This is a genomic window from Ruegeria sp. YTSB088 (assembly GCF_059609825.1).
The window spans coordinates 157,367-179,990 of the sequence record NZ_JBXWMM010000002.1 but is presented as its reverse complement, the minus strand read 5'-3'; the positions used below and the strand labels follow the sequence as shown (position 1 = coordinate 179,990).

General features: G+C 56.4%; 26 protein-coding genes. 14 read left to right on the top strand and 12 right to left on the bottom strand.

Annotated elements, in window-relative coordinates:
* The first annotated feature begins 24 nt into the window (after positions 1–24).
* The 4 genes from AC2FFA_RS03780 (at position 25) to AC2FFA_RS03765 (ending at position 4,703) form a co-directional block, all read left to right on the top strand.
* Positions 25–705 carry a type 1 glutamine amidotransferase gene (locus tag AC2FFA_RS03780; protein WP_496850043.1) on the top strand — a complete coding sequence of 227 codons (681 nt, stop codon included), beginning with the start codon at positions 25–27 and terminating at the stop codon, positions 703–705.
* The gene (locus AC2FFA_RS03775) at positions 705–2,063 is read left to right on the top strand and encodes a glutamine synthetase family protein (RefSeq protein ID WP_117868539.1); all 1,359 of its coding nucleotides are present in this window, start codon (positions 705–707) and stop codon (positions 2,061–2,063) included. Before AC2FFA_RS03780 ends, AC2FFA_RS03775 begins: the two co-directional genes overlap by 1 nt.
* Positions 2,064–2,071: 8 nt before the next feature.
* A complete protein-coding gene (locus tag AC2FFA_RS03770) occupies positions 2,072–3,376 on the top strand; it encodes an NAD(P)/FAD-dependent oxidoreductase (RefSeq protein ID WP_496850041.1) in 1,305 nt (434 codons plus the stop codon).
* A 112-nt stretch (positions 3,377–3,488) separates the two neighbouring features.
* A complete protein-coding gene (locus AC2FFA_RS03765; protein ID WP_496850039.1) occupies positions 3,489–4,703 on the top strand; it encodes a DegT/DnrJ/EryC1/StrS family aminotransferase in 1,215 nt (404 codons plus the stop codon).
* Positions 4,704–4,767: 64 nt separating this feature from the next.
* Here AC2FFA_RS03765 and phaR read toward each other — a convergent pair whose 3' ends face one another.
* The 3 genes from phaR to AC2FFA_RS03750 form a co-directional block, all read right to left on the bottom strand.
* Complete coding sequence (phaR, locus tag AC2FFA_RS03760) at positions 4,768–5,319, bottom strand: polyhydroxyalkanoate synthesis repressor PhaR (RefSeq protein ID WP_117868533.1); 552 nt, start codon at positions 5,317–5,319, stop codon at positions 4,768–4,770.
* A 135-nt stretch (positions 5,320–5,454) separates the two neighbouring features.
* Positions 5,455–5,901 carry a phasin family protein gene (locus tag AC2FFA_RS03755; protein WP_117868532.1) on the bottom strand — a complete coding sequence of 149 codons (447 nt, stop codon included), beginning with the start codon at positions 5,899–5,901 and terminating at the stop codon, positions 5,455–5,457.
* A 131-nt stretch (positions 5,902–6,032) separates the two neighbouring features.
* Entirely contained in the window at positions 6,033–7,835 is a 1,803-nt protein-coding gene (locus AC2FFA_RS03750; protein ID WP_496850037.1) for a PHA/PHB synthase family protein, read from the bottom strand.
* 110 nt (positions 7,836–7,945) lie between these two features.
* On the opposite strand from AC2FFA_RS03750, the gene phaZ reads away from it, so the two are divergent.
* Positions 7,946–9,217, top strand: coding sequence for a polyhydroxyalkanoate depolymerase (gene phaZ / locus AC2FFA_RS03745; protein WP_117868530.1), 1,272 nt, complete (start codon positions 7,946–7,948; stop codon positions 9,215–9,217).
* Between the two features lie 5 nt (positions 9,218–9,222).
* A complete protein-coding gene (locus AC2FFA_RS03740; protein WP_496850035.1) occupies positions 9,223–9,810 on the top strand; it encodes a DUF6151 family protein in 588 nt (195 codons plus the stop codon).
* Here AC2FFA_RS03740 and AC2FFA_RS03735 read toward each other — a convergent pair.
* The 4 genes from AC2FFA_RS03735 to AC2FFA_RS03720 form a co-directional block, all read right to left on the bottom strand.
* A complete protein-coding gene (locus tag AC2FFA_RS03735; RefSeq protein ID WP_496850033.1) occupies positions 9,807–10,517 on the bottom strand; it encodes an alpha/beta fold hydrolase in 711 nt (236 codons plus the stop codon). The two genes, AC2FFA_RS03740 and AC2FFA_RS03735, sit on opposite strands and share 4 nt — an antisense overlap.
* An 85-nt stretch (positions 10,518–10,602) precedes the next feature.
* Positions 10,603–11,217, bottom strand: a complete 615-nt coding sequence (locus AC2FFA_RS03730) for a hypothetical protein (protein ID WP_117868528.1) — start codon at positions 11,215–11,217, stop codon at positions 10,603–10,605.
* A gap of 44 nt (positions 11,218–11,261) precedes the next feature.
* Positions 11,262–12,254, bottom strand: coding sequence for an alpha/beta hydrolase (locus tag AC2FFA_RS03725; RefSeq protein WP_496850031.1), 993 nt, complete (start codon positions 12,252–12,254; stop codon positions 11,262–11,264).
* A complete protein-coding gene (locus AC2FFA_RS03720) occupies positions 12,254–13,003 on the bottom strand; it encodes an alpha/beta fold hydrolase (protein WP_117872660.1) in 750 nt (249 codons plus the stop codon). The genes AC2FFA_RS03725 and AC2FFA_RS03720 overlap by 1 nt, the downstream gene beginning before the upstream one ends.
* A gap of 194 nt (positions 13,004–13,197) precedes the next feature.
* On the opposite strand from AC2FFA_RS03720, the gene thrS reads away from it, so the two are divergent.
* The 5 genes from thrS (at position 13,198) to AC2FFA_RS03695 (ending at position 17,883) form a co-directional block, all read left to right on the top strand.
* The gene (gene thrS / locus AC2FFA_RS03715) at positions 13,198–15,156 is read left to right on the top strand and encodes a threonine--tRNA ligase (RefSeq protein WP_496850029.1); all 1,959 of its coding nucleotides are present in this window, start codon (positions 13,198–13,200) and stop codon (positions 15,154–15,156) included.
* Positions 15,157–15,377: 221 nt separating this feature from the next.
* Complete coding sequence (locus AC2FFA_RS03710; protein WP_496850027.1) at positions 15,378–15,680, top strand: BufA1 family periplasmic bufferin-type metallophore; 303 nt, start codon at positions 15,378–15,380, stop codon at positions 15,678–15,680.
* Positions 15,681–15,752: 72 nt separating this feature from the next.
* Complete coding sequence (bufB, locus tag AC2FFA_RS03705) at positions 15,753–16,610, top strand: MNIO family bufferin maturase (RefSeq protein ID WP_496850025.1); 858 nt, start codon at positions 15,753–15,755, stop codon at positions 16,608–16,610.
* Positions 16,607–17,368 (top strand): HvfC/BufC family peptide modification chaperone, encoded by a 762-nt coding sequence (locus AC2FFA_RS03700; RefSeq protein WP_496850023.1) that lies wholly within the window; start codon positions 16,607–16,609, stop codon positions 17,366–17,368. Before bufB ends, AC2FFA_RS03700 begins: the two co-directional genes overlap by 4 nt.
* On the top strand, positions 17,365–17,883 hold the full coding sequence (locus tag AC2FFA_RS03695; protein ID WP_299636866.1) for a DoxX family protein: 519 nt from the start codon (positions 17,365–17,367) through the stop codon (positions 17,881–17,883). The genes AC2FFA_RS03700 and AC2FFA_RS03695 overlap by 4 nt, the downstream gene beginning before the upstream one ends.
* Before the next feature lies 1 nt (position 17,884).
* Here the strand turns inward: AC2FFA_RS03695 and AC2FFA_RS03690 are convergent, their stop codons facing one another.
* Together AC2FFA_RS03690 and AC2FFA_RS03685 are read right to left on the bottom strand one after the other, a co-directional pair.
* Positions 17,885–18,253 carry a hypothetical protein gene (locus AC2FFA_RS03690; RefSeq protein WP_117868521.1) on the bottom strand — a complete coding sequence of 123 codons (369 nt, stop codon included), beginning with the start codon at positions 18,251–18,253 and terminating at the stop codon, positions 17,885–17,887.
* Between the two features lie 40 nt (positions 18,254–18,293).
* Positions 18,294–18,611: an ArsC/Spx/MgsR family protein gene (locus AC2FFA_RS03685; protein ID WP_299894393.1), complete on the bottom strand. Its 318-nt coding sequence runs from the start codon at positions 18,609–18,611 to the stop codon at positions 18,294–18,296.
* Between the two features lie 215 nt (positions 18,612–18,826).
* Here AC2FFA_RS03685 and AC2FFA_RS03680 point away from each other — a divergent pair, with 215 nt between their 5' ends.
* Positions 18,827–19,033 carry a cold-shock protein gene (locus AC2FFA_RS03680; protein WP_010439113.1) on the top strand — a complete coding sequence of 69 codons (207 nt, stop codon included), beginning with the start codon at positions 18,827–18,829 and terminating at the stop codon, positions 19,031–19,033.
* Between the two features lie 454 nt (positions 19,034–19,487).
* Here the strand turns inward: AC2FFA_RS03680 and thyX are convergent, their stop codons facing one another.
* Complete coding sequence (gene thyX, locus AC2FFA_RS03675) at positions 19,488–20,396, bottom strand: FAD-dependent thymidylate synthase (protein ID WP_496850020.1); 909 nt, start codon at positions 20,394–20,396, stop codon at positions 19,488–19,490.
* A gap of 174 nt (positions 20,397–20,570) precedes the next feature.
* Here thyX and AC2FFA_RS03670 point away from each other — a divergent pair, with 174 nt between their 5' ends.
* Both AC2FFA_RS03670 and AC2FFA_RS03665 read left to right on the top strand, forming a co-directional pair.
* Positions 20,571–20,999, top strand: coding sequence for a VOC family protein (locus AC2FFA_RS03670; RefSeq protein ID WP_299894397.1), 429 nt, complete (start codon positions 20,571–20,573; stop codon positions 20,997–20,999).
* Positions 20,996–21,697, top strand: a complete 702-nt coding sequence (locus AC2FFA_RS03665) for a DUF1194 domain-containing protein (RefSeq protein ID WP_299894399.1) — start codon at positions 20,996–20,998, stop codon at positions 21,695–21,697. Before AC2FFA_RS03670 ends, AC2FFA_RS03665 begins: the two co-directional genes overlap by 4 nt.
* Before the next feature lie 117 nt (positions 21,698–21,814).
* On the opposite strand, the gene AC2FFA_RS03660 is transcribed toward AC2FFA_RS03665, so the two are convergent.
* Positions 21,815–22,312 (bottom strand): MarR family winged helix-turn-helix transcriptional regulator, encoded by a 498-nt coding sequence (locus tag AC2FFA_RS03660; RefSeq protein WP_205511901.1) that lies wholly within the window; start codon positions 22,310–22,312, stop codon positions 21,815–21,817.
* A gap of 77 nt (positions 22,313–22,389) precedes the next feature.
* On the bottom strand, positions 22,390–22,614 hold the full coding sequence (locus tag AC2FFA_RS03655; RefSeq protein WP_117868517.1) for a succinate dehydrogenase assembly factor 2: 225 nt from the start codon (positions 22,612–22,614) through the stop codon (positions 22,390–22,392).
* Between the last annotated feature and the right edge of the window lie 10 nt (positions 22,615–22,624).

The following is a 22,624-nucleotide window of genomic DNA, read 5'->3' as shown; positions in this document are numbered from 1 at the left end:
TAATTTGATCAAATTTGGTGACACATGAAAATCGGTATTCTACAAACCGGCCACACCCCCGAAGTGCTGCAGGATGAATTCGGGGATTATGACGAGCTTTTCCCCACGCTGTTGGCTGGCAATGGGTTCGAGTTCGTGACCTTTGCCGTCGTGGACGGCACCTTCCCGGATAGCGCAGATGATGCGGATGGATGGGTCATTACCGGGTCTCGTCACGGGGTTTACGAAGACCTGCCCTGGATTGCGCCGTTGGAAGCGTTGGTGCGCGAGATCCAACAAAGCGGAAAACCGCTGGTCGGCGTTTGCTTTGGCCATCAGATCATTGCTCAGGCACTGGGTGGCAAGGTCGAGAAGTTCGCTGGAGGTTGGGCTGTAGGTCGTACTGAATACGAGTATGACGGCAACAAATTATGGCTGAATGCCTGGCATCAGGATCAGGTTGTTGAATTGCCAAAAGAGGCGCGGGTTCTGGGCCGGAATGCCTTCTGCGAAAACGCGATGCTGGCTTATGGGGACACAATCTGGACGGTTCAGGCCCACCCGGAATTCACCAACGGTTTCGTGGCAGGCCTGATGCGGACACGGGGCAAGGGCGTCGTCCCGGAGGATCTGATGCGCGAAGCCGCAAATCGCGAAACCGAGCCGGACGACAACGCCAAAATCGCGCGCCACATGGCCGATTTTCTAAAGAAAGAGAGAGCCTGATGGCTGATTGGACTGATAAACTGCCGGAAGCCGCCAAGGCGTATTTCCATGGACAGAGACTGGACGAAGTTGAATGCATCATTTCAGACCTGCCGGGTATTGCGCGCGGCAAGGCGGTGCCTGCATCAAAATTCGCAAAGCAATCCTATTTCCACCTGCCCGACAGCATCTTCTACCAGACCATCACAGGGGGCTGGGGCGAAGCTGCCGGTGATGACGGGTTCATCGAAAAGGACATGATCCTGAAACCCGATTTCTCGACAACCACCGCCGCACCCTGGACCGGCGACTGGACGCTGCAGGTGATCCACGACGCCTACAACCGGGATGGTGAACCGATCCCATACAGCCCGCGCAACGTGCTGAAACGTGTTGTTCAGCTTTACCACGACAAAGGCTGGAAACCGGTTGTAGCGCCCGAGATGGAATTCTTTCTTGTTGCTCCTAATGTCGATCCGGCACAAGGGATCAAGCCAATGATTGGGCGCTCAGGTCGCCCCGCCGCCGCACGGCAAGCCTATTCCATGACGGCGGTGGACGAGTTCGGCCCGGTGATCGACGACATCTATGATTTCGCCGAACATCAGGGGTTCGAGATCGACGGCATCACGCAAGAAGGCGGTGCCGGGCAGTTGGAAATCAATCTGCGCCATGGCAACCCGGTAAAACTCGCTGACGAAGTCTTTTATTTCAAACGTCTGATCCGTGAGGCCGCGCTGCGGCACAATTGTTTCGCCACTTTCATGGCGAAACCGATCGAGGAAGAACCGGGTTCGGCCATGCACATCCATCACTCGATCATCGACATGGAAACCGGGCAGAACATCTTTTCCGGACCACAGGGTGGCGAGACCGACGCCTTTTATCACTTCATCGCCGGGTTGCAGAACCATCTGCCCGCCGGTCTGGCGGTGATGGCACCTTACGTTAACTCCTACCGGCGCTATGTGAAAGATCACGCGGCACCGATAAATCTGGAATGGGCACGGGACAACCGTACCACCGGCATCCGTGTGCCCCTGTCGGGCCCGGAAGCGCGCCGTGTTGAGAACCGCATCGCCGGGATGGACTGCAACCCGTATCTGGGCATCGCTCTGTCGCTGGCCTGCGGTTATCTGGGGTTAGTTCAGCAAGAGCGCCCGCGTCGTCAGTTCTATGGCGACGCTTATGAAGGCGAAGGAGATATCCCACAGGTCATGGGAGAAGCGCTGGATCTGTTTGACGAGGCCACTGCCCTGCACGAGGTTCTGGGCCCCGAATTCGCCCGCGTTTACGGCATCGTCAAACGGGCCGAATACGAAGAGTTCCTGCAGGTCATCTCTCCTTGGGAACGTGAACACCTGCTGATCAACGTCTGAGACCTTCCGTGAACCTGCTCTATTCCAATGACTGCAAGGGTGAGTACCCGGACAGCTGGTATGCTGCGACAGCAAATCCAATGAATCGCTTTCCTGCGTTGTCAGAAGACACCAAAGCGGATGTGTGTGTAGTCGGTGGCGGTTATACGGGGCTGTCCGCGGCTCTCCATCTGGCCGAAGCCGGGTTCGACGTCGTGCTGCTTGAAGCCCACCGTGTCGGCTTTGGCGCGTCAGGCCGAAACGGCGGCCAATTGGGCAGCGCGCAGCGGATGGATCAGGAAGACCTCGAACGTCTTGTTGGCGATGCTGACGCCGCCAAGCTGTGGGATTTGGCCGAAGACGCCAAGGATCTGGTCAAATCCCTGATCGCCAGACACCAGATCGCGTGTGACCTGAAACCCGGGGTCGCCGTCCTGGGCCTGAGCAGATCTGAGCAGAAAGAACTGCATGACCACGCTGGCCATCTTTCTGAGCGGTACGGATATGACCAGATCGAATTGTTGGACGAAAACGCAGGTCACGCGCTTTGCCCATCACCCGCTTACAAGGGCGGGTATCTGGACATGGGTGCGGCACATCTGCACCCTTTGAACTTTGCGTTGGGATTGGCGCAAGCCGCGGCCAAAGCGGGTGTTCGTATCTTTGAAAGCACCGAGGTTATGGGGATTGACGAAACCCAGCCTGCGGTGATCCGAACTGCACACGGCAATGTTCGGGCCGAGCACGTCATTCTGGCCTGCAACGGGTACCTGGGCAATCTTAATCGTTCCGTCGCCGCCAGGGTCATGCCCATCAATAATTTCATCGCGGCCACCGAACCCCTTGGAAAGGACGCCGCGAGGGTTTTGACCCGGGATGTGGCAGTCGCAGATACAAAATTCGTAGTGAACTACTTTCGTCTCAGTGCTGATGGTCGCCTCTTGTTCGGAGGCGGTGAAAGCTATGGCTACCGCTTTCCATCGGATGTCGCCGCCAAGGTCCGCAAACCCATGACCGAGATTTTCCCGCATCTGCAGGACGCGAAAATCGACTATGCGTGGGGTGGAACGCTGGCCATCACCATGCGGCGGATGCCGTATTTGGCCCGTGTCGCACCCAATATCCTTTCGGCTTCGGGATATTCCGGTCACGGTGTCGGCACTGCGACCCATGCCGGGCAACTCATGGCGATGGCCATTCAGGGTCAGGCCGAAGGGTTTGACACGATGGCACGGGTGCCCGCGCTGTCTTTCCCCGGCGGCCCTGCCCTGCGCAATCCGCTGCTTGTGCTGGCCATGACGTGGTTCGCGCTGCGCGACCGGCTTGGGATCTGATCCACCTAAATTGCGACAGATTGGTGAATTTTCGCCAACCGGCGATTGAGGGCTTGGATTGCCCCATGAATAGCTTTACCTTTCCCAAAGACAATATTCGGGAAATCCAAATATGATGCTTCCACCAAACGTTCATGCCGCCGAACCCATCCCCACAGCCGCAAAAGATGCCATTGACGACCTGATGCAGTCGGGCGATCTGTTCCGCTATACCGCACCGCAGGATGCCCCGGTGGCCTTGCTTGAGGCAGAGTTTGCGGAATTGTTGGGCACGAAATACGCCCTTGCGGTGTCGTCCTGCTCGGCCGCGCTGTTTCTGTCGCTCAAGGCGCTTGATCTGCCCCGCGATGCGCGTGTTCTGATCCCGGGCTTCACCTTCGCAGCCGTGCCGTCGTCAATTGTCCACGCCGATTGCATTCCCGTTCTGTGCGAAGTGGGCGAAAACTACCGCATCGACATTGCCGATTTCGAAGCCAAACTGGACAACGTTCAGGCGGTCATCATCAGCCACATGCGTGGACATACATCCGACATGGATGCGATCATGGCGTTGTGCGACGCTCGTAACATTCCGGTGATCGAGGATGCCGCGCATTCACTGGGCACCACTTGGCACGGCCGCAATATCGGAACAATCGGAAAGGTCGGGTGTTTCTCGTTCCAATCCTACAAGATGATCAATGCCGGCGAAGGTGGCATCCTGATCGCGAATGATGCAGATCTTGTCGCGCGGGCTGTCATCATGTCGGGAGCCTATGAACACAATTGGAAAAAACACAAAGTTCCGCAGGGCGACAACTCACCCGAACTGGGAGAGGCCTTTGCCCGCTGGCAGAACAAGCTGCCGCTGTACAACCTTCGCCTGAGCAACCTCAGCGCCGCCGTGATCCGTCCACAAATTCCGGAACTGGCGCGCCGCGTCCGCGATGGCCTGGCGAACCACGATTATGTGGCCGGTCGCCTGAACACCTCTCCCCATATCGAGGTTCCTGCCCCGCTGCCCCCCGAGCAGCGTGCGCCGGATTCGATCCAGTTCAATCTGGTCGGGATGCAGGAACATGAGATCCGCGCCTTTGCCGAAGCATCCGAGGCGCGCGGCGTCAAAGTTCAGGTGTTCGGCCTGAGTGAGGACAATGCCCGCGCCTTCTGGAACTGGCAGTTCCTTCCGGAAACTTTCGATCTGCCCAGGACACGCGAAATGCTGATGAAGGCGTGCGATGTTCGTCTGCCCGTGCGCCTGACGCGCGATGAGCTGGACGTGATTGCAGACATCCTGCTGGCATCGGTTGGCGAAGTGACCGGCCCGATGCCGGTTTATGGAACGTAAAACGACAGCACTTCAAACAAGAAAGGCCCGCATAGCGCGGGCCTTTTTCTTTGTTCGGAACAAATCAGTTCAGCTTGGACAGTTTTTGCTGCAATTCCGCCAGCTGTTTCTTGATGTCCTCCAGATCCTCTTTCGGTTCAGACTTTCCCTCGTCCTTGTCCGGACCGGACCATCCGCCTGACAGCCCACCGGTCATCGCCTTCAGGAAAGCCTGCTGCTGCGCCTGCAATGCATCAAAACCCGGCATCTGAGACATCGGGTTCATGGCACTCATGTTTTCCACCATCTTGCTCTGACTTTCCCGCAGCATCTCGAACGAGCTTTGCAGGAACTGAGGCATCATGCCCCCACCCGGAAGCATATAGCTACGGACCAGATCGTTCAGTACATTCACCGGCAGCACATTCTCACCGCGGCTTTCATGTTCGGCAATGATTTGCAGAAGATACTGGCGCGTCAGGTCATCGCCGGTTTTCAGATCAATGATCTGTACTTCGCGCCCGTCACGGATGAAACCCGCGATATCTTCGAGCGTCACGTAATCGCTGGTCTCGGTGTTATACAGCCGACGGCTGGCATAGCGCTTGATCAGCAGCGGTTTTTCTTGGTCCGACACCGGATTCCCTCCCCAAGGATGATGCGTTGCAGCACAGGTTATGCGAGTGCAGCACAAAAAGAAAGGGCAGGTCAATGGACCTGCCCAACGCGATTGCACCTAATGGGAGGGTTGGGTGCGTTTCGCGGACGTTTCTTACTTTGCAGTTGCAGCTTTTTTGGCTGCAGTGGTGACCTCGTTGGTCGCTTTTTTGACGGCGGCGGTTGTTTCTTCCGCAACGTCTTTGCCAGCAGCCATCAGCAGTTCAACCGTTTCGGTCTGAACTTTTTTCGCGATCTCAGCAAAAGCGGCCATGTTTTCAGCAGCAACTTCAGCCGACGCGCTTGCGAAGTCGGTTGCGGCTTTTGCATAATCAGCAGGCTCTGCCTTGGCTTTAGACATCTCGCTCAGCTTGGCCAGGGTGTCCTTGGTCCATTTGTTCGAGATCTCGGCCGATTTCTCAGCAGCTTCCAGAGCAACGCCCGACAGCTTCTCGTTCAGCGAAGCGGTCGACTTGAATGCGCCTTCCATTGCGGTGGTGTCCACCGGGAATGCACCCATCATGTCTTTCATGATCGCGGTAAAGTCTTGGGTCTTTGCCATTGTCCTAATCCTTTTAGCCGGTCCGGGCCCACCCCGGCTTTCATCAGCTTGAGGACAATATGATTGCTGCATCGCAGCATTGCAAGTTTTTTCTCGCTGCAATGCAGAATTTTTTAAGTTTCAAAATGAAATCAGCCGTTTGGCTTGGCAACAACATAGGTTCCAGGTGCGGGGGCAAGGCTGGGGTGCTTCGAATCGCCCGGTTCGCGTGCCGGAACCTGCTTTCCGGACCGCTTCTTCAACCAAGCGTTCCACATGGGCCACCAGGACCCCTCGTGAAAATCAGCTTCTTTCAGCCAGGTGCTAGCGTCCGGCTTCATATCCGGGTTGGTATAGTGGCCATACTTTTTCTTGCTGGGCGGGTTCACGATGCCCGCAATATGACCCGATTCTGAAACCACGAAGGTCTTGGACCGCGAGCCAATTTTCTGCACGCCGCGGTAACAGTCTTTCCATGCCGCGATGTGGTCGGTTTCGCAGGTGATGGCCATCAGAGGCACATCCACGTTTTCGAGTTTCAGCTTGTGCCCCATCAACTCAAAACCGTCGGTGGCGAATTCGTTGCGCTGGCAGAGACCTCGCAGATATTCCACGGCCATTTTTGCCGGCAGGTTAGCACCATCGCCGTTCCAGTAGAGCAAATCAAATGCCGGAGGCACCTCTCCCATCATGTAGCTGCGAATGGCTGGACCATAAACTAGGTCGCGTGATCGCAGGAACGACATGGTGCGCGCCATGATCCACGACCGCAGAACGCCTTCCTTGTTCACTTCTTCTTCGATTCCGTCGATGAAGTCGTTTTGCAGGAATGGCGTGAACTCACCCTGATCGGAAAAATCCGTCAGTGCCGTAAACAGAGTTGCCGACTTGACGGACTTGTCTCCGCGCTGCTTCAGCAAGGACAAAGTCAGGCTCAACGTTGTGCCTGCGATGCAATAGCCCACAGCGTTGACCTGTCTGACCTTGCAGATCTTCTTCGCCGTCTCGATTGCCGTCAGGAAACCGTCTTGGACATAATCCTCCATGCCGGTTTCGGCATAGCTTTCATCCGGGTTAACCCAGCTCACGACAAACAGTGTATAGCCCTGCTCAGTGATCCATTTGATCATGCTGTTCTGGGCTTTCAGATCCAGAATATAGAACTTGTTGATCCAGGGCGGGAAAAGAATGATGGGTGTTTCGTAAACCGTTTCGGTCACCGGCTTGTATTGAATCAGTTCCATCATCCGGTTGCGATACACGACCTCACCCGGCGTTGTCGCCAGGTTTCCGCCAACCTTGAACGCGCTTTCATCTGCCAGTTTCACGACCAACTCGCCGTCATTGGCCTCAAGGTCTGAAACCAGATTCTCCAACCCCTTGACCAGCGATTGACCTTCGGTCTCGACTGCTTTTTGCAGGGCATCCGGATTGGTCGCCAGAAAATTCGTCGGCGCCATCATGTCAATGATCTGTTGCGAGAAATACTGCAGGCGTCGTTTGTCTTTGGCATCCAGATCATCTACCGACGAAACTGCCTGAGCAATGGCTTCTGCATTTGTCTGATATTGCTGGCGGATCAGGCGGAAATACGGGTTTTTTTCCCAAAGGGGATTGGAAAACCGCTTGTCACCCGATTTGGCCAGTTCGTTTTCGTCTTCTGCTGAGGTTAGCGTTTTCTGCGCTTCGGCAAAGTTCAAAACCGACTTTCCCCAGAATTCTATTTGCTGCTCCAATAACTTGGCTGGGTTTTGCCATGCCTCGGCCCAATACGCCGTTGCTGCTCGTGCAAAAAGCTCTTGATTCGGGCCGTCCAGCGCAGGGGTGTGCGGCTTTTTTGACGCCATAATCTCGATCAGGCGCTTCGAGAGCTGCTCGACCTTTTCCATATTTTCTTTAATTCGTTCAATATGTTCTTCGGACACGTCTGGCATTTGGCCTTCGCTAGTTGTCATTTTAACAATTCCACCCTAACCTCGCTGCTATGCAGAATAACGTCGTGGGTGCTGGGGGCAAAGCGACGAATGGTCCGAACTCTCAGGCTGACACTCAGGAGGCCCCATTTATGCGCTATATGATGACCTACGACCTCATGGAGTCCATGCGTAACACCAACCAGTGGCTTGGTGCAACCGCAAGCGCGATGGCGTCCTACCCGCTGTTTTCCATGACACCCAACCCGGCGTTCAGCTGGATGGCCGCATGGGGCGAAGTGACCGAACGGACCTTCCAGAGAATGGTTGTCAAACCTGACTGGGGCATTCGAACCTTCACCTGCGAAGACGGCAAGGATCATCTGGTCGAGATCACGACTGTTCTGGAACGCCCCTTTGGCGATCTGGTTCATTTCCGTGTCAACGGCCGGGAAGAACAACCGCGCAAGGTCCTGCTGGTTGCGCCCATGTCCGGCCACTATGCCACGCTGCTGCGCTCGACCGTCAAAAGCCTGCTGGTCAATTGTGAGGTTTACATCACCGATTGGCATAACGCGCGCGATATTCCTGTGTCTGCAGGCAAGTTCGATGTCGAGGATTACACTCTTTACCTTGTGGATTTCATGAAGGAACTCGGGCCGGACACGCATGTCGTGGCGGTGTGTCAGCCCGCCCCGCTGACATTGGCGGCCACTGCCTATCTGGCCGAGGTGGAACCCAAGGCTCAACCCAGTACTCTGACACTGATTGGCGGGCCGGTGGACCCGGACGCAACTCCGACTGACGTTACCGACTTTGGACGACGTGTCACGATGGGTCAGCTGGAAGAGACCATGATTCAACGGGTCGGCTTCAAGTACAAAGGTGTCGGGCGTATGGTCTATCCCGGCCTGCTGCAACTGGCCTCGTTCATGTCGATGAACGCCGATCGCCACTCCAAGGCGTTTTCCGATCAGATTCAACGCGTTACCCGCAACGAAGCCTCGGATCTGGATGCGCACAACCGTTTCTATGATGAATACCTTGCGGTCATGGACATGACGGCCGAATTCTATCTGTCGACGGTCGAACGCGTCTTCAAGAACCGCGAGATTGCGCGCAACGAATTTGTTGTCGCTGGCCACAAGGTTGATATCGGCAAGATTACCGACGTTGCGGTGAAATCGGTCGAAGGTGCGAATGACGATATCTCGGCCCCCGGTCAATGCATTGCTGCACTGGACCTGTGCACCGGCTTGCCAGACAGCAAAAAAGCCAGCCACGTAGAGCCGGGCGCCGGCCATTATGGCATCTTCGCAGGCCGCAGCTGGCGCGACAACATCCGCCCGCTTGTGATTGATTTCATGAACGAAAACAGCCGCAAGAAACGCCGCCGCGCAGCGAATAGCAACAAGGTCGCCTGAAGAACATGGGCGGGCCGACACATGTTGGTCTCGCCTTTTCCTGCATTTGCGGCCAGTTGAAGGGTCATATCTCGGACCGGGGTGTTCGGCTTGGAACCCATGTCGAGTGTTTTTGTCATGACTGCCGCGCGGCGCAGCTGTTTTTCCGGCAGCCCGACCCGGCCCCCGGCCCGGTTGACATTTTCCAGATGGCACCGGATGAAATCGGTTTTACCGCTGGCGGTCAATTCCTTTCGGCCATGAAACTAAGCCCAAATGGTATGCTGAGATGGTACGCCAGCTGCTGCAACGCCCCGTTGGCGACGACGCCACAGACTGCACGTTTACCTTTTGCAGGATTAATTGTCCTCAGGATTACCGGTGATGTTTCCGCATTGGGGCCGGTCACGACCCGCGGGTTTGTCCCTCGATCCAATGGAAAACAAAAACACGAAAAGGTCAGGTTTGCGGCGTTTGGCCTTTTGCACCGCGCCTTGCGATCACGCCTGTCAGGACGGTGGAAGAATACGCCGTTTTTTAACCACGAGACCGGCGAACCTTCGGTGACACCGAATGTGATTTCAAAAGACGAACGCGCAGCGCTTTACCCTTAGTCAAACCGTTGCGGGATATTCAGCCAGGTTTCCAAGGCGTTATTCACGGCATCAGGTGCTTCAAGCGTTAGAAGATGCCCCGCATTTTCGACAACCTTCAACTCTGCCTCCGGTATCAGGTCAGACATGAACGAGTGGCGTTTGACAGGGGTAAGCGTGTCATGCACGCCGCACATGATCAAAGTGGGGGCTTTGATGCGGCGCAACGTTCCCTGTTGGTCGGGCCGGCGCTGCAAGGCACGCATTTGACGAACGAATGTCTCGGCGCCCAGATCATTCGCCATTGTCAAAAGATCATTCAGAATTGGGATTCGCTTTGGCCCCGGCGCCAATGTATCGGTGCCGACCAGATGGCGCATGATTTCTTCCAGCCGCCCACCCTGAGCGCCAATAATCAGGTCCTCACGACTGGCTGCGATATGAGGTGTATCCGCCTGAGCGTCTGTCGACATCAGGCACAGGCGCGACACCCGTTCCGGTGCCCGCCGGATCAACTCCAACGCCACAACACCGCCCATGCTCTGCCCGACCAGGGCAAACCTATGGGGAAGCTGATCCAACATCCCCGAGGCGATTTCTTCGATACGCTCACCTCCGGATATCGGCGCAACGGTGACCGGCCGTGCCCGTGACAGTACCTCGATTTGAGGCCGAAACAGGCGGGCATCACACATCAATCCAGGCAACAACACCAGCGGCTCGATCACGCGGGGGTCTCCATCTGCTCGGTTTTCCGAGTCCTTCCAGTTGTTCTCAGGATGAAAGTTTTGCCGCAACCGGGCAAGGAAAACTTCATGGGTAGGCGATTGCTCGAAATGCCGGAAAATCGGCGTAACGGGCTTGCCGGGCAGAAAGGTCTTCACCCGGCTCAGTGCCGGGCCTCAACAGACATCCACGCGGAGCAATGTAGCTGTCGATCCGACGATGCGGCCTGGGCCGCCACACAAGGTTGAACGCGCATAACTTGGGGAAGAACCAGATTTCGGAATACTCCAGATGATCGTGCATCCACCACGCCAGATCCCGCCAATCTCTGCCTTGCGCATATTGATCCGCGAACCACGGGATGACGATGGATGCCCCGGCGATCCGCGCATCCCCTTCCCCGTGATCCCAAATATGGCATTCCAACGGATTATCGTTTCGGGCGCAGTTCAGTTTGTTTTCATTGCCAAACCGGTTCAAGGACGGTGAGCGGTAGCCCGACCTGACGGCGACCCGGCCAAATGTCTCTTCCAAGGGGTCAAGAAGGGTTTCGCAAAACGCGCGACCTGTTTCGATCGCCAGATCCGGGTTGTCCGGAATATTCTGCTTTTGGTGGAAGTTGCCGATTTCCGAATACAGAAAATCACGCATGAAGAAGTGCCGGGACAAGCGGACGCGGCCCAGGGTCTCAAGGCTCCACATGCTGCCCGGCTTACGCATCTTGCATCCTTTTTTCCGATCAGGGTTTATTCCACCCCCAAGCCCTTGAGCCACTCCAGTATACCAGCAACGGCCGCGTCGGTTTGACCCGGCGACATCAACCGCCCCGCGATAACGTGTGAAGACGGATCGTCATCCGGCCCCATCGTAACCAGCTTGACCGTTGCCGGAGCGCCCCAGGCCTCAGCCACTTTGTGCGTCCGGTCCGGCCGCACAACCTGATCATCATCCGAAAACCAGAACAAAGCGGGTATCAGGGCCTCAGAGAAATCCAGCGCATAGACCGTATCCACCAGCACGGACATCGGCACGACGGCTTCCCACGGGTAGACCGACGTCCAGTACTTGTTCTTCTCTGGGTCCGGCCCTGACACATCGCGTTCTGGCCCCATGAGAACGGGCAACCAGATTCTTGCCCAAGGTAAGGAAGGCACCCACGCCGCGAAGGTATTCACACCAAAGTTCGGCGAGACAAAGACCATGCCAACCACATCCCGGCTGAGGTCAACATCCAACGCAGCGGCCGCCGCCAGTGTTCCTCCGGTCGAGGTGGAAATGACGATCACCTTCTCTCCGACCGCACGCGCCGCTGCCAGCCCTTCGGCCATGTCCTGCATCCAGCCCGAGGCAGTACCCTCGGCCATCGCCGGCCCATCCCGACCGTGAGCTTGCAAACGGGTGTAGACCAGGTTGGCCCCCAAAGCGTCAGCCACCAGATCAGGCACGGGGCGGATTTCCTCAGAACTTGCTGAAAAACCGTGGATGTACAGAACAGAATACGGCGTGCGCTGCTCCTTGAACCCGTCCTGCCAGACCACACGCTTTTCGACACCCGGAACGATATCATCATAGGCGGACTCGGTGCTTTCAAAATAAACCTGAACACCTTCACCAAATTTCCGGGACTCAAAAGTCGGGTGCAGGTTCACTTCCTCGCGCGGGCCGAACCAGTAGACCAGGCCGCCGAGAACAACCAGCGCCAGAAGAGCGCGCCCCAGAATCCAACCAAAGCGCCGCATCAGGTTTCTCCCAACACGTCAAGAACCGCGGTCTCGATCAGGCCCAGGCATTTCTCGTCCGAGAAGCGATGATCAGCCCCTTTGACCAACAACAGCCGCATGTCAGGACCCGCAGCATGTTCCAGCAGCCGCACGGCTGTTTCGGTCGAAACCGCCGTGTCTGCGGTGCCTTGCAGGAAACGAACCGGGAACGGCAGATCCAGAGCGCCCCGCAGAACCAAATTCTGACGTCCGTCTTCGATCATGCGCTTGGTGATGATATAGGGTTCCATATAGTCGGACGGCAACTCGACATGGCCGACAGTGTTCAACGCGGCTTTTTGTTCGTCGCTGAAAGACGCCCAGTAACCGTCTTCCGTGAAATCCGGTGCAGCAGCAATTGTGACCATGCCTGCAATTCGTTCGGGCATGGCCCTGGCCAGTAGCAATGCCTGCCACCCCCCCATCGACGAGCCAACAACAATCAATGGTCCGTCCGTCAATGCATTTACTGCGGCCAATGTGTCCTGATGCCAGTCACCAATAGAGCCATCCGTGAACGCACCCGAGCTTTCGCCGTGGCCGGAATAATCGAACCGCAAGAACGATTGCCCCCGCGCCTGCGCCCAAACTTCCAGATGCACGGCCTTGGTGCCTTCCATGTCCGATTTGAGCCCACCCAGAAAAACGATGGTCGGCCCTGACCCTTCGCTTTTGTGATAAGCCAGTGGCCGCCCCTGAGCCGTTTCCAGAAATTCCGTCGCTGCCATGAAATCCTCTTTCTCTTTGGGGAACATCATGCACGGCAGCTCGATGGTCGCAATTCCTGAATTCGATGTCTCGTTGCGTCAGCCAAAGCACCCTGCAGCACTTGACAGAAATTGCTGCACCTGCCACATCAGCCGAACACACATAACCCGCAACCGGGCGTTCAGTGGGCGCCAAACCGACGAGGAGAGCCGATATGGCCTTGGATTCTCAATCCGTCTCTCTCACCTTTCCCGATGGCAATGCACGTTCCTTCGACGCAGGCGTCACGCCCGCGCAGGTGGCTGCCGATATCTCAACCTCGCTGGCCAAAAAGGCCATCTCGGCCACCGTGGATGGCAAGCACTGGGACCTGCAATGGCCCATCGAATCCGACGCGCAGATCGCCATCCACACCATGAAGGATGAAGTTCAGGCCAATGAACTGATCCGCCACGATCTGGCCCATATCATGGCCCGCGCAGTTCAGGAAATCTGGCCCGCGACCAAGGTCACTATCGGCCCCGTTATCGAAAACGGCTGGTATTATGACTTCGACCGTGAAGAGCCGTTCACGCCGGAAGATCTCGGCCTCATCGAGAAAAAGATGAAAGAGATCATCAACAAGCGTGATCCCGTCACCACCGAGGTCTGGGACCGCGAGCGCGCGATCGAGTTCTACAAAGCCAATAACGAGCCCTACAAGGTCGAACTGATCGAAGCCATTCCCGGCGACGAGCCGCTGCGCATGTACTGGCACGGCCACTGGCAGGATCTGTGCCGTGGTCCGCACCTGCAACACACCGGCCAGGTTCCGGGGGATGCCTTCAAGCTGATGTCCATCGCCGGCGCCTATTGGCGTGGCGACAGCGACCGCGCGATGTTGCAGCGTATCTATGGCGTGGCCTTCACCGGTAAGGAAAAGCTGAAAGCGCACCTGCATATGCTGGAAGAGGCCGCCAAGCGCGACCATCGCAAGCTGGGCCGCGAAATGGACTTGTTCCACATGCAGGAAGAGGCGCCCGGCCAGATTTTCTGGCACCCCAACGGCTGGACGATCTACACTCAGTTGCAGGACTACATGCGCCGCCAGCAGCGCAACGGCGGCTATGTCGAAGTCAACACGCCACAGGTTGTGGACCGCAAACTGTGGGAAGCATCGGGCCATTGGGACAAGTATCAGGAGAACATGTTCATCGTCGAAGTGGACGAGGAGCACGCGCGCGAAAAGGCGATCAACGCGCTCAAGCCGATGAACTGCCCCTGCCATGTGCAGATCTTCAATCAGGGCCTGAAATCCTATCGCGACCTGCCGCTGCGTATGGCTGAGTTTGGCTCGTGCAACCGCTATGAGCCGTCAGGTGCGCTGCACGGTATCATGCGTGTGCGCGGCTTTACCCAGGACGATGGGCACATCTTCTGCACCGAAGACCAGATCGAGTCAGAAACCGCAGAATTCATCCGGTTCCTGTCCCGGATCTACAAGGATTTGGGATTCGAAAACTTCTCGGTCAAATTCTCGGATCGCCCCGAGAAACGATCGGGGTCGGATGAAGTCTGGGACAAGGCCGAAGCCGCGTTGCTCAGCGCTACACGTGCTGCCGGGATCGAGCCGGAGCTCAACCCCGGCGAAGGCGCCTTTTACGGCCCCAAGCTGGAGTTTGTTCTGACCGACGCGATCGGTCGCGATTGGCAATGCGGTACGCACCAGGTTGACTTCGTGCTGCCAGAGCGTCTGGACGCCACCTATATCGGCGCTGACGGCGGTAAACACCGTCCCGTTATGCTGCATCGCGCAACCTTGGGTTCGTTCGAACGTTTCATCGGTATCCTGATCGAAGAACACGCAGGCAAGCTGCCGTTTTGGCTTGCCCCGCGTCAGGTCGTGGTCGCGTCTATTACCTCTGAGGCGGATGACTATGTCGCCGAAGTGGTCGAAACCCTGTGCGCAGCTGGTGTTCGGGCCGAAGCCGACATTCGCAACGAAAAGATCAACTACAAGGTTCGTGAACACTCGGTCGGCAAGGTTCCGGTCATTCTGGCCGTCGGCCATCGCGAAGTCGACGACCGCACTGTCAGTGTCCGGCGTCTGGGTGAAAAACAGACGCAGGTACAACCGCTTGACGTTGTAACAAACGAGCTGTCGCAGGCAGCCACCGCACCGGATTTGCTGTAACAATCGGCAGGAAATCGCAAGAAATCTGGCCCCCGATTTGGGGCCAGATTGAAACATTTCCCCCTTTTTCAATCAAAAACAATGCGTTACGCTGCAAGAGGGCACACCGCCCCCTGACGTGCTTGTGAGACACGGGCTCGTGAATTCAACTCTGTCTACCAAGCCACTACCTTTGTCATTGTCACAAGCAGACATACCCTGTCATCAAGAGGATTACCGAGATGTCGAAAACAGCTAAGTCCCTGGTTATCGCAACCGCAGTCGCAGCCGCCGTATCGGGCGCCGCAACCACTGCATCCGCTCAGGCAAAAGAAAAATGCTATGGCGTATCGCTGGCCGGTCAGAACGACTGCGCCGCTGGCCCCGGCACCACCTGCGCGGGCACCTCGACCGTTGATTATCAGGGCAACGCATGGACCCTGGTCGATGCAGGCACCTGCGCGGATATCGAACTGCCCGCACAGGCCGACGGCGCACCGCGCAAAGGCTCGCTGGAAGCTCAGGATCGCGACCTGCCGGCATAAGAAGCGCCTGACGAATTCAGGGGGCGGGCACCATCGCCCGCCCCTTCCCTTTCGTGATCAAGGAACTGGCCCATGTTGGATGATGCCCACAGGTCGAACCGCCTGCCCGCAGCTCCGGGCGTAGGTTACAAGCCGCAACACTTCGCTCAGATACTTGAACACGCGCAGCCCGTCGCATGGCTGGAAATTCATGCGGAGAACTATATGGGCGATGGCGGGCGACCTCTGGCGCAGCTGCGCCATCTTTCCGAACAATTCCCGATCTCGGTCCATGGTGTTGGCCTGTCCATTGGCGGCGAAGGCGCACTGGACCCTGATCATCTGGCCCGGCTGAAACAACTGGTGGGTTGGCTGAACCCCGCCAGCTTTTCCGAACACCTGGCCTGGTCCACCCATGACACCCATTTCTACAACGACCTGCTGCCCTTGCCCTATACCGATGCAACTCTGACACGTGTTTGCGATCATATCGATCAGGTGCAGGATACTGTCGGGCGGCAGATGCTGTTGGAAAACCCCTCAAGCTATTTGGCTTTTGAAGAAAGCGTCTGGTCAGAGCCCGACTTTCTGCGCGAAATTGCACGTCGTACCGGATGTGGCTTGTTGCTGGATGTCAATAACGTCTTTGTCTCTGCCACCAATCTGGATTTCTCTCCTCAGGGTTACATCGATGCCTATCCACTGGAAAAAGTGGGGGAAATTCACCTTGGCGGTCATGACGAGGATGAAGACGATCACGGCCACCCGCTGCTGATCGACAGCCACGGGCGTGAAGTCGTCGATCCGGTCTGGGCGTTGTTGGATTATGTGCTGGAACGGACGGGGTCGAAGCCCGTCCTGGTCGAGTGGGACACCGACGTACCGGACTGGTCCGTTTTGCGAGAAGAGGCCGTTCGCGCGCAGACCGCCCTGGAACGGATCCCGGCATGAGCGTTTCGCAATCCGAATTTCGCGCAGCCATGATGGATGCGTCAGCCCCTGTCCCCGAAGGTTTGCTGGACGCCCAGGCGCAGCCAGCCGGTCGTCGGTTCAGCGTCTATCGCAACAATATCGCCGTGTCCTTGACCGAGGCGATGCATCAGGCGTTTCCAGTCATCACCAAGTTGCTGGGCTCTGGGAATATGGATGGGCTGGCCGGGATATTTCTGCGCCAGCACCCGCCATCTTCACCGCTGATGATGTTCTACGGTGAAGCCTTTCCCGAATTTCTGGCTGGAATGCAGCAGCTATCGCATCTTGGTTGCTTGCCGGATGTGGCGCGGATGGAACTTGCCTTGCGCAAGTCGTACCACGCCGCCGACAGCCAACCTGCCCCGGCAGAAGCTCTGGCCGTAGACCCCGAACAGGTCATGCGGGCCCGGTTGCGTTTTGCCCCTGCCATGCGGGTGATACGTTCAGACTGGCCTATTCACGCGATCTGGCGCTTCAACACCGACGCCGACGCACCGAAACCGGTTGCACGAGCGGAGGATGTGTTGATCACACGCCCGGAATTCGACCCGGTTGCCCAGCTGCTGCCCGCTGGCGGAGCAGACTGGATAACCCATATACAAGGTGGCGACATGATCGGCGAAGCGTTTGAGAAAACCGCGGCGACGCAACCTGAATTTGACCTTGGAACCACTCTGGCACTGCTTCTACAGGGCGGTGCACTAACTTCTGTGACTATCGAAAGGCTGGAGACATGACTGCCCTGATCTCACTTCACAACAACGTTCTGGGAAAGGTGGACCTTGCGTCTAACTGGCTTACACCCACGCTGGCGCGGCTGGTCTTTGTCGCTGTCCTTCTGGTCTATTATTGGAACTCGGCAATGCTGAAGATCGACGGTTCCATCTTTTCACCTTCGGCAGGTGCCTTCGGTCAGATTTTCCCCAAAGCAGCCGAAGCCGTCCTTTATGACGTATCCCAAATGACATTCTTCCAACGTATCGTCATTTTCTTTGGCACGGTTGCAGAATTCGTCCTTCCCGCGCTGCTGCTGGTCGGTCTGTTCACCCGCCTGGCCGCCTTGGGTATGATCGGTTTCATCTGGGTGCAGACCCTGGTCGATGTCACCGGCCATGGCGTGAAACTGGGCAGCCTGTTCGACGCGGCGCCATCCATAATGGATCAGCGTACGATGTGGACATTCCTGATGCTGGTGATCGTGATCAACGGTGCGGGCCCCATCTCACTTGATCGGATCCTGCGTCTGAAATGACCTAGAAATGCGCTTTGGGCTGGTCCGGTTTACCCGCTGCCAGCCCAAGCACCCCGGCAACCCCGGCAAATGCAATCGGGAACATGGTGAAGACACCAAATCCGAATGCATAATACATCGCTCCCGCTGAAATGAGCAGCAAGATTCCGGCAAAAAGAGCACGCGCAGGCGCCATCGCCCCCCCGACAATGGCCAACAAAGGCGCGATGATCGACACGGCCTGAATCAGATCAGGGTTGTCTGCCTGCCTCAGAACTCCTTCTATCTCGCCGACGTGATCGATCACGACCACCTTCGCATATCCGAAAAACCCGACGATCATACCGATCAATCCGGCGATAACGCCCAAAATCATGGCGGCATTACGCATTGAACATCCTCACTTTTACATGCAGGCACATAAGCATTCCTTAAGAAATACCAAGCTGCGTTCGTGTTTCGGCTGTCCAGCCCAGAAACAGATCTCCGTCTTTCTCGATCAACGGACGCTTCATCAGAGTGGGGTGCTCTTTCAACAGTTCCAAAGGTGTTTTCGCGCGTTGGTTGTCATCCAACCCACGCCATGTTGTGGACCTTGTGTTGAGCAAAGCGTCGCCGAAGGCGGCAAGCGCTTGCGACAGCACAGAGTCCGGCACGCCATCGCTGCGGGCATCTACAAACTCTGCATCTGGAAACGTTTTCAATGCCTTGCGACAGGTGTCACAAGTCTTCAGTCCATAAAGGCGCATGTTTTTTACTGTTCCTGCATTTGATTGCATTTTGGGCAAACTTGCCAGTTTCAGGCAGTTATTCTTGATTTTTTACATCACCATGCAATGTTGAAAAAGGCGAAACATGTGAATTGGACTGTTCAGAAATAGCGATCCAGTCGGGTTTACGATGTCGCTCACCACAGCCCCCACCAATTTGTGGGACAATGCGTAAGTAGAAGGAGACACGGGACATGCCTACCGGCACCGTGAAATGGTTCAATACCACCAAAGGATATGGTTTTATTGCCCCTGATGAAGGGGGCAAAGATGTGTTTGTGCATATCTCGGCCGTAGAACGGTCCGGCCTTACCGGACTCGCTGACAATCAGAAAGTCTCTTACGAGTTGGAGGACGGACGCGACGGTCGGCAAATGGCTTCTGATTTGAAGCCCTTGTAACGACATCCCCGCTGATTGCAGGGTGAATCAATTAAGGATGGCGGCCAATTTTCCGGCCGTCAGCCACCCCTCACCGGTCTCGTTCCATTGTTCTCACGCTGACTTCGCATCGGCGTGGCAGTATTGGTCTGTGTCCTTTTTCGCGGTGCTGGAAACCCCGTTCGCGTATGTCACGACCGCGGTCGAGCCCCCAAGCCGGATAGTCCAGACTTACGCAAACTGCCTGGGCCCGCGCACGCACGTTGCCACACCTTCCGCTCAGAATTGCCGTTCTAGTTTCTGAAGCAAACGTGCGACAGTCCTCACCAAATCCAAGCAATGAGCAGTCAGCCTGCACATGCAATGCAAGCCCGGGCACACGTGAAATATTCGCAAGCTTGAGTAAAAGAGCCATGGAACCAGTGTTCCGATCCCATGACAATCCGGATAAACTACCGCTGTGCGAATTCAAGTTCTATTTGCGAATGATCTCTTCGAACTCGCGCCATTCTCGAGCCGTCATACCCGAGCTTTCCTGTGTGACGTCATCGCCCGCCAGTATGCGCCGCAGGCTTTCGACCATCTGAGCGGACAGGTTGACGGCACCAAGGCGGTAGTCTTCGAAGGCCTTGTAGGCAAATGGTACCCAGTCGGCGACGATCTTGCACATCGCATCAGCGTAGACGCGGATTTCGAACTGAGCATGAGGGTCAGCGCGCAATCGCAGGAAGTGGAACAGGTTGTGAAGGTCGACCTTCCAGTACCACTGCGTATAGATGTTTGCGGGCAGGTTCATCCGCGCCAGTTCACGTGCCAGACCCTGCTGCCCGTCCTGACTGATCATCGCCTCGTAATTGTCGTAACACCGGGCACTGTCTGCCTTCAGGATGTCCAGGACACGTGCAGCCTCTTCCCCTTCCAGAGCCGAGCCACGGCCCTGATTGTTCACCTCTGATTGGGCGGCGACATGTTCGGGTGCGGGAATATAGAACTCACGATCCAGAATCGAATACCGCGCCGAATACTCATTTACATTGGCCGTGCGGTGCCGAATCCACTGCCGCGCCACGAAGACCGGCAGCTTCACATGCAGTTTGACCTCGCACATTTCGAAAGGGGTCGAATGCCAGTGCCGCATCAGATACCGGATCAGACCTTCGTCATTCTGAACTGATTTGGTTCCTTTGCCGTAAGACACACGTGCAGCCTGACAGATAGCGGCGTCATCGCCCATGTAGTCAATGACGCGAACAAAACCGTGATCCAGAACCTGATGCGCGGTATACAGGTGATCTTCCATTCCCGCTGAAACGACGCGACGAGTGGGATGCGATTGCGCACGTTGCGCTTCGATCTCGGCCTGTTGGTCAGCGGACAGCGGCATCAAATTTTCCTTTCTGGCAATGAGTCGCCCCCTACTATATCTCGCCAATCGCAACACCGGAACCGCGATATATGCCGCAACCCGCGCAATTTTCAATTCGCCAAACCCAGCGCTCTCGACACACTAGGTTGGCGCGCTAAGCTGTTTGCAAACTGAGTCGAAAAGGATGACCAAATGGCGCTGACATATCTTCACACCATGGTCCGCGTGAAGGATCTGGAAAAATCCATGGCGTTTTATGAACTTCTGGGCCTGAAGGAGACACGCCGCTATGACAGTGAAGCCGGGCGCTTTTCACTGGTTTTCATGGCCCCTCCGGGACAAGAAGACGCTCCGATTGAACTGACCTACAATTGGGACGGTGATGACGACCTGCCCAGCGACAGCCGCCACTTCGGCCACCTCGCTTACGGCGTCGACAACATCTACGAGGTTTGCCGGCACCTTCAGGACAATGGTGTTACGATCAATCGACCTCCGCGTGACGGTCGTATGGCCTTTGTACGATCGCCCGACAATATCTCGATCGAGCTTCTGCAAAACGGCGATGCTCTGGAGCCCAAGGAACCTTGGACTAGCATGGAAAGCATCGGCCACTGGTGATCCGGTGGGTCATAACACTTGGGTTGGCCGTCCTGGCCAGCCCGATCAAGGCTGAACAATGTCGTCTGGCCCTTGCACTGGCGATGGACATTTCGGTTTCGGTCGATGAGGCCGAGGACATGCTGCAACGGCAGGGACTGGCCGCCGCGCTGATCGCACCCGACGTGCAAGAGGCCTTTTTCTCTTCTCCCATGCCGGTTGCCTTAGCTGTTTACGAATGGAGCGGACGTTCCACGCAGCATGTCATTTTGAATTGGTTGCTGATCGAAGATATTTCTGACCTGCTTTTCGCATCCGGTCAGATAAGTGATTCAGTACGATCGGATACCGGATCCGCGACCGCCATGGGCTATGCCCTTGCCTTCGGGTCCACCTTGATGAATCAAGCACCCGAGTGCTTGTTTCAAACAATTGATCTGTCCGGGGATGGTTCAAACAACGATGGCTACGGGCCGCAGATAGCCTATCGGCACTTCCCCTTTCAGGACGTTGTGGTGAATGGCCTCGTGATCAACGCGGCTGATTTTGAAGGCGAACTCTATCTGATTCCCTTCTTTGAAAACAATGTCTTGCATGGTCCTGGCGCCTTTTTGGAAGTCGCTCAGGGGTTCGAGGATTTTGAACGGGCCATGCGAAAGAAGCTGAAACGGGAGTTGAGCGGTTTGCAGATTGGTGCGCTCGATGAAGACTCACAATAACTCCGCGTCTGTTTGCCGCTGTCACGGGTCCGTTCCCTGGACCGGCATTTGAGCAAGGCCGCCAAGCCTGTGCATCAGTGCAGGACGGTTTTGATTCCGTCCGATGCACAGCCCCGGTCAGTAGATGTATCTGATCTGGTCCGTCCAATACCGCTCCACGCGGCGCAGCGACGTGGTGATGTCTTCGATACCTTCCAACTCCAACACTCCTCTGCTTTGCAATCCTTCGGCGTGACGCGCAAACAGGTCGGATACTATGTTGCGGATTTCCCTGCCTGTTGGCGTCAGACGAACGCGAACAGAGCGGCGATCTATCTCGCATCTCTGGTGGTGCATATACCCCATCTCAACCAGTTTCTTGAGGTTGTAGCTGACATTGCTGCCCTGATAGTAGCCGCGGCTCTTCAGCTCACCCGCCGTCACTTCATGATCACCAATATTGAACAGCAGCAACGCCTGAACCGCGTTGATTTCCAGCACGCCAACGCGCTCGAATTCATCCTTGATGACGTCCAGCAGCAACCGGTGCAGCCGTTCCACCAGGGCCAGCGCCTCAAGATAGCTGGTCATGAACCCCTTGGCTCCCAGCCCAGAGACCTGCATTTCCATACTCATCCGACCCTCCGATTCAGTCGTGCTGTTTGAGGCACGATGACCTGAAAGTCCGAAAAATCGGTTAAGCTGGTATTTTCTTATTTCTGAAAGGTCTGCGCGATGCTTGAAACCAAACTGGCAAACTGCGCCGGTGGCCGCACCTGACCAGTGACCCATTGATAGAGGTCCTGATCGTTTTCGTGCAGCAGCGCATCAAAAACATCCAGCCCGGCCGCATCCATATCAGCCAGATTGCGATCTGCATAAGCGGACAGGATAATGTCCATTTCTTTAATCCCGCGCCGCATGGATCGCATTTTCATTCGCTTGATG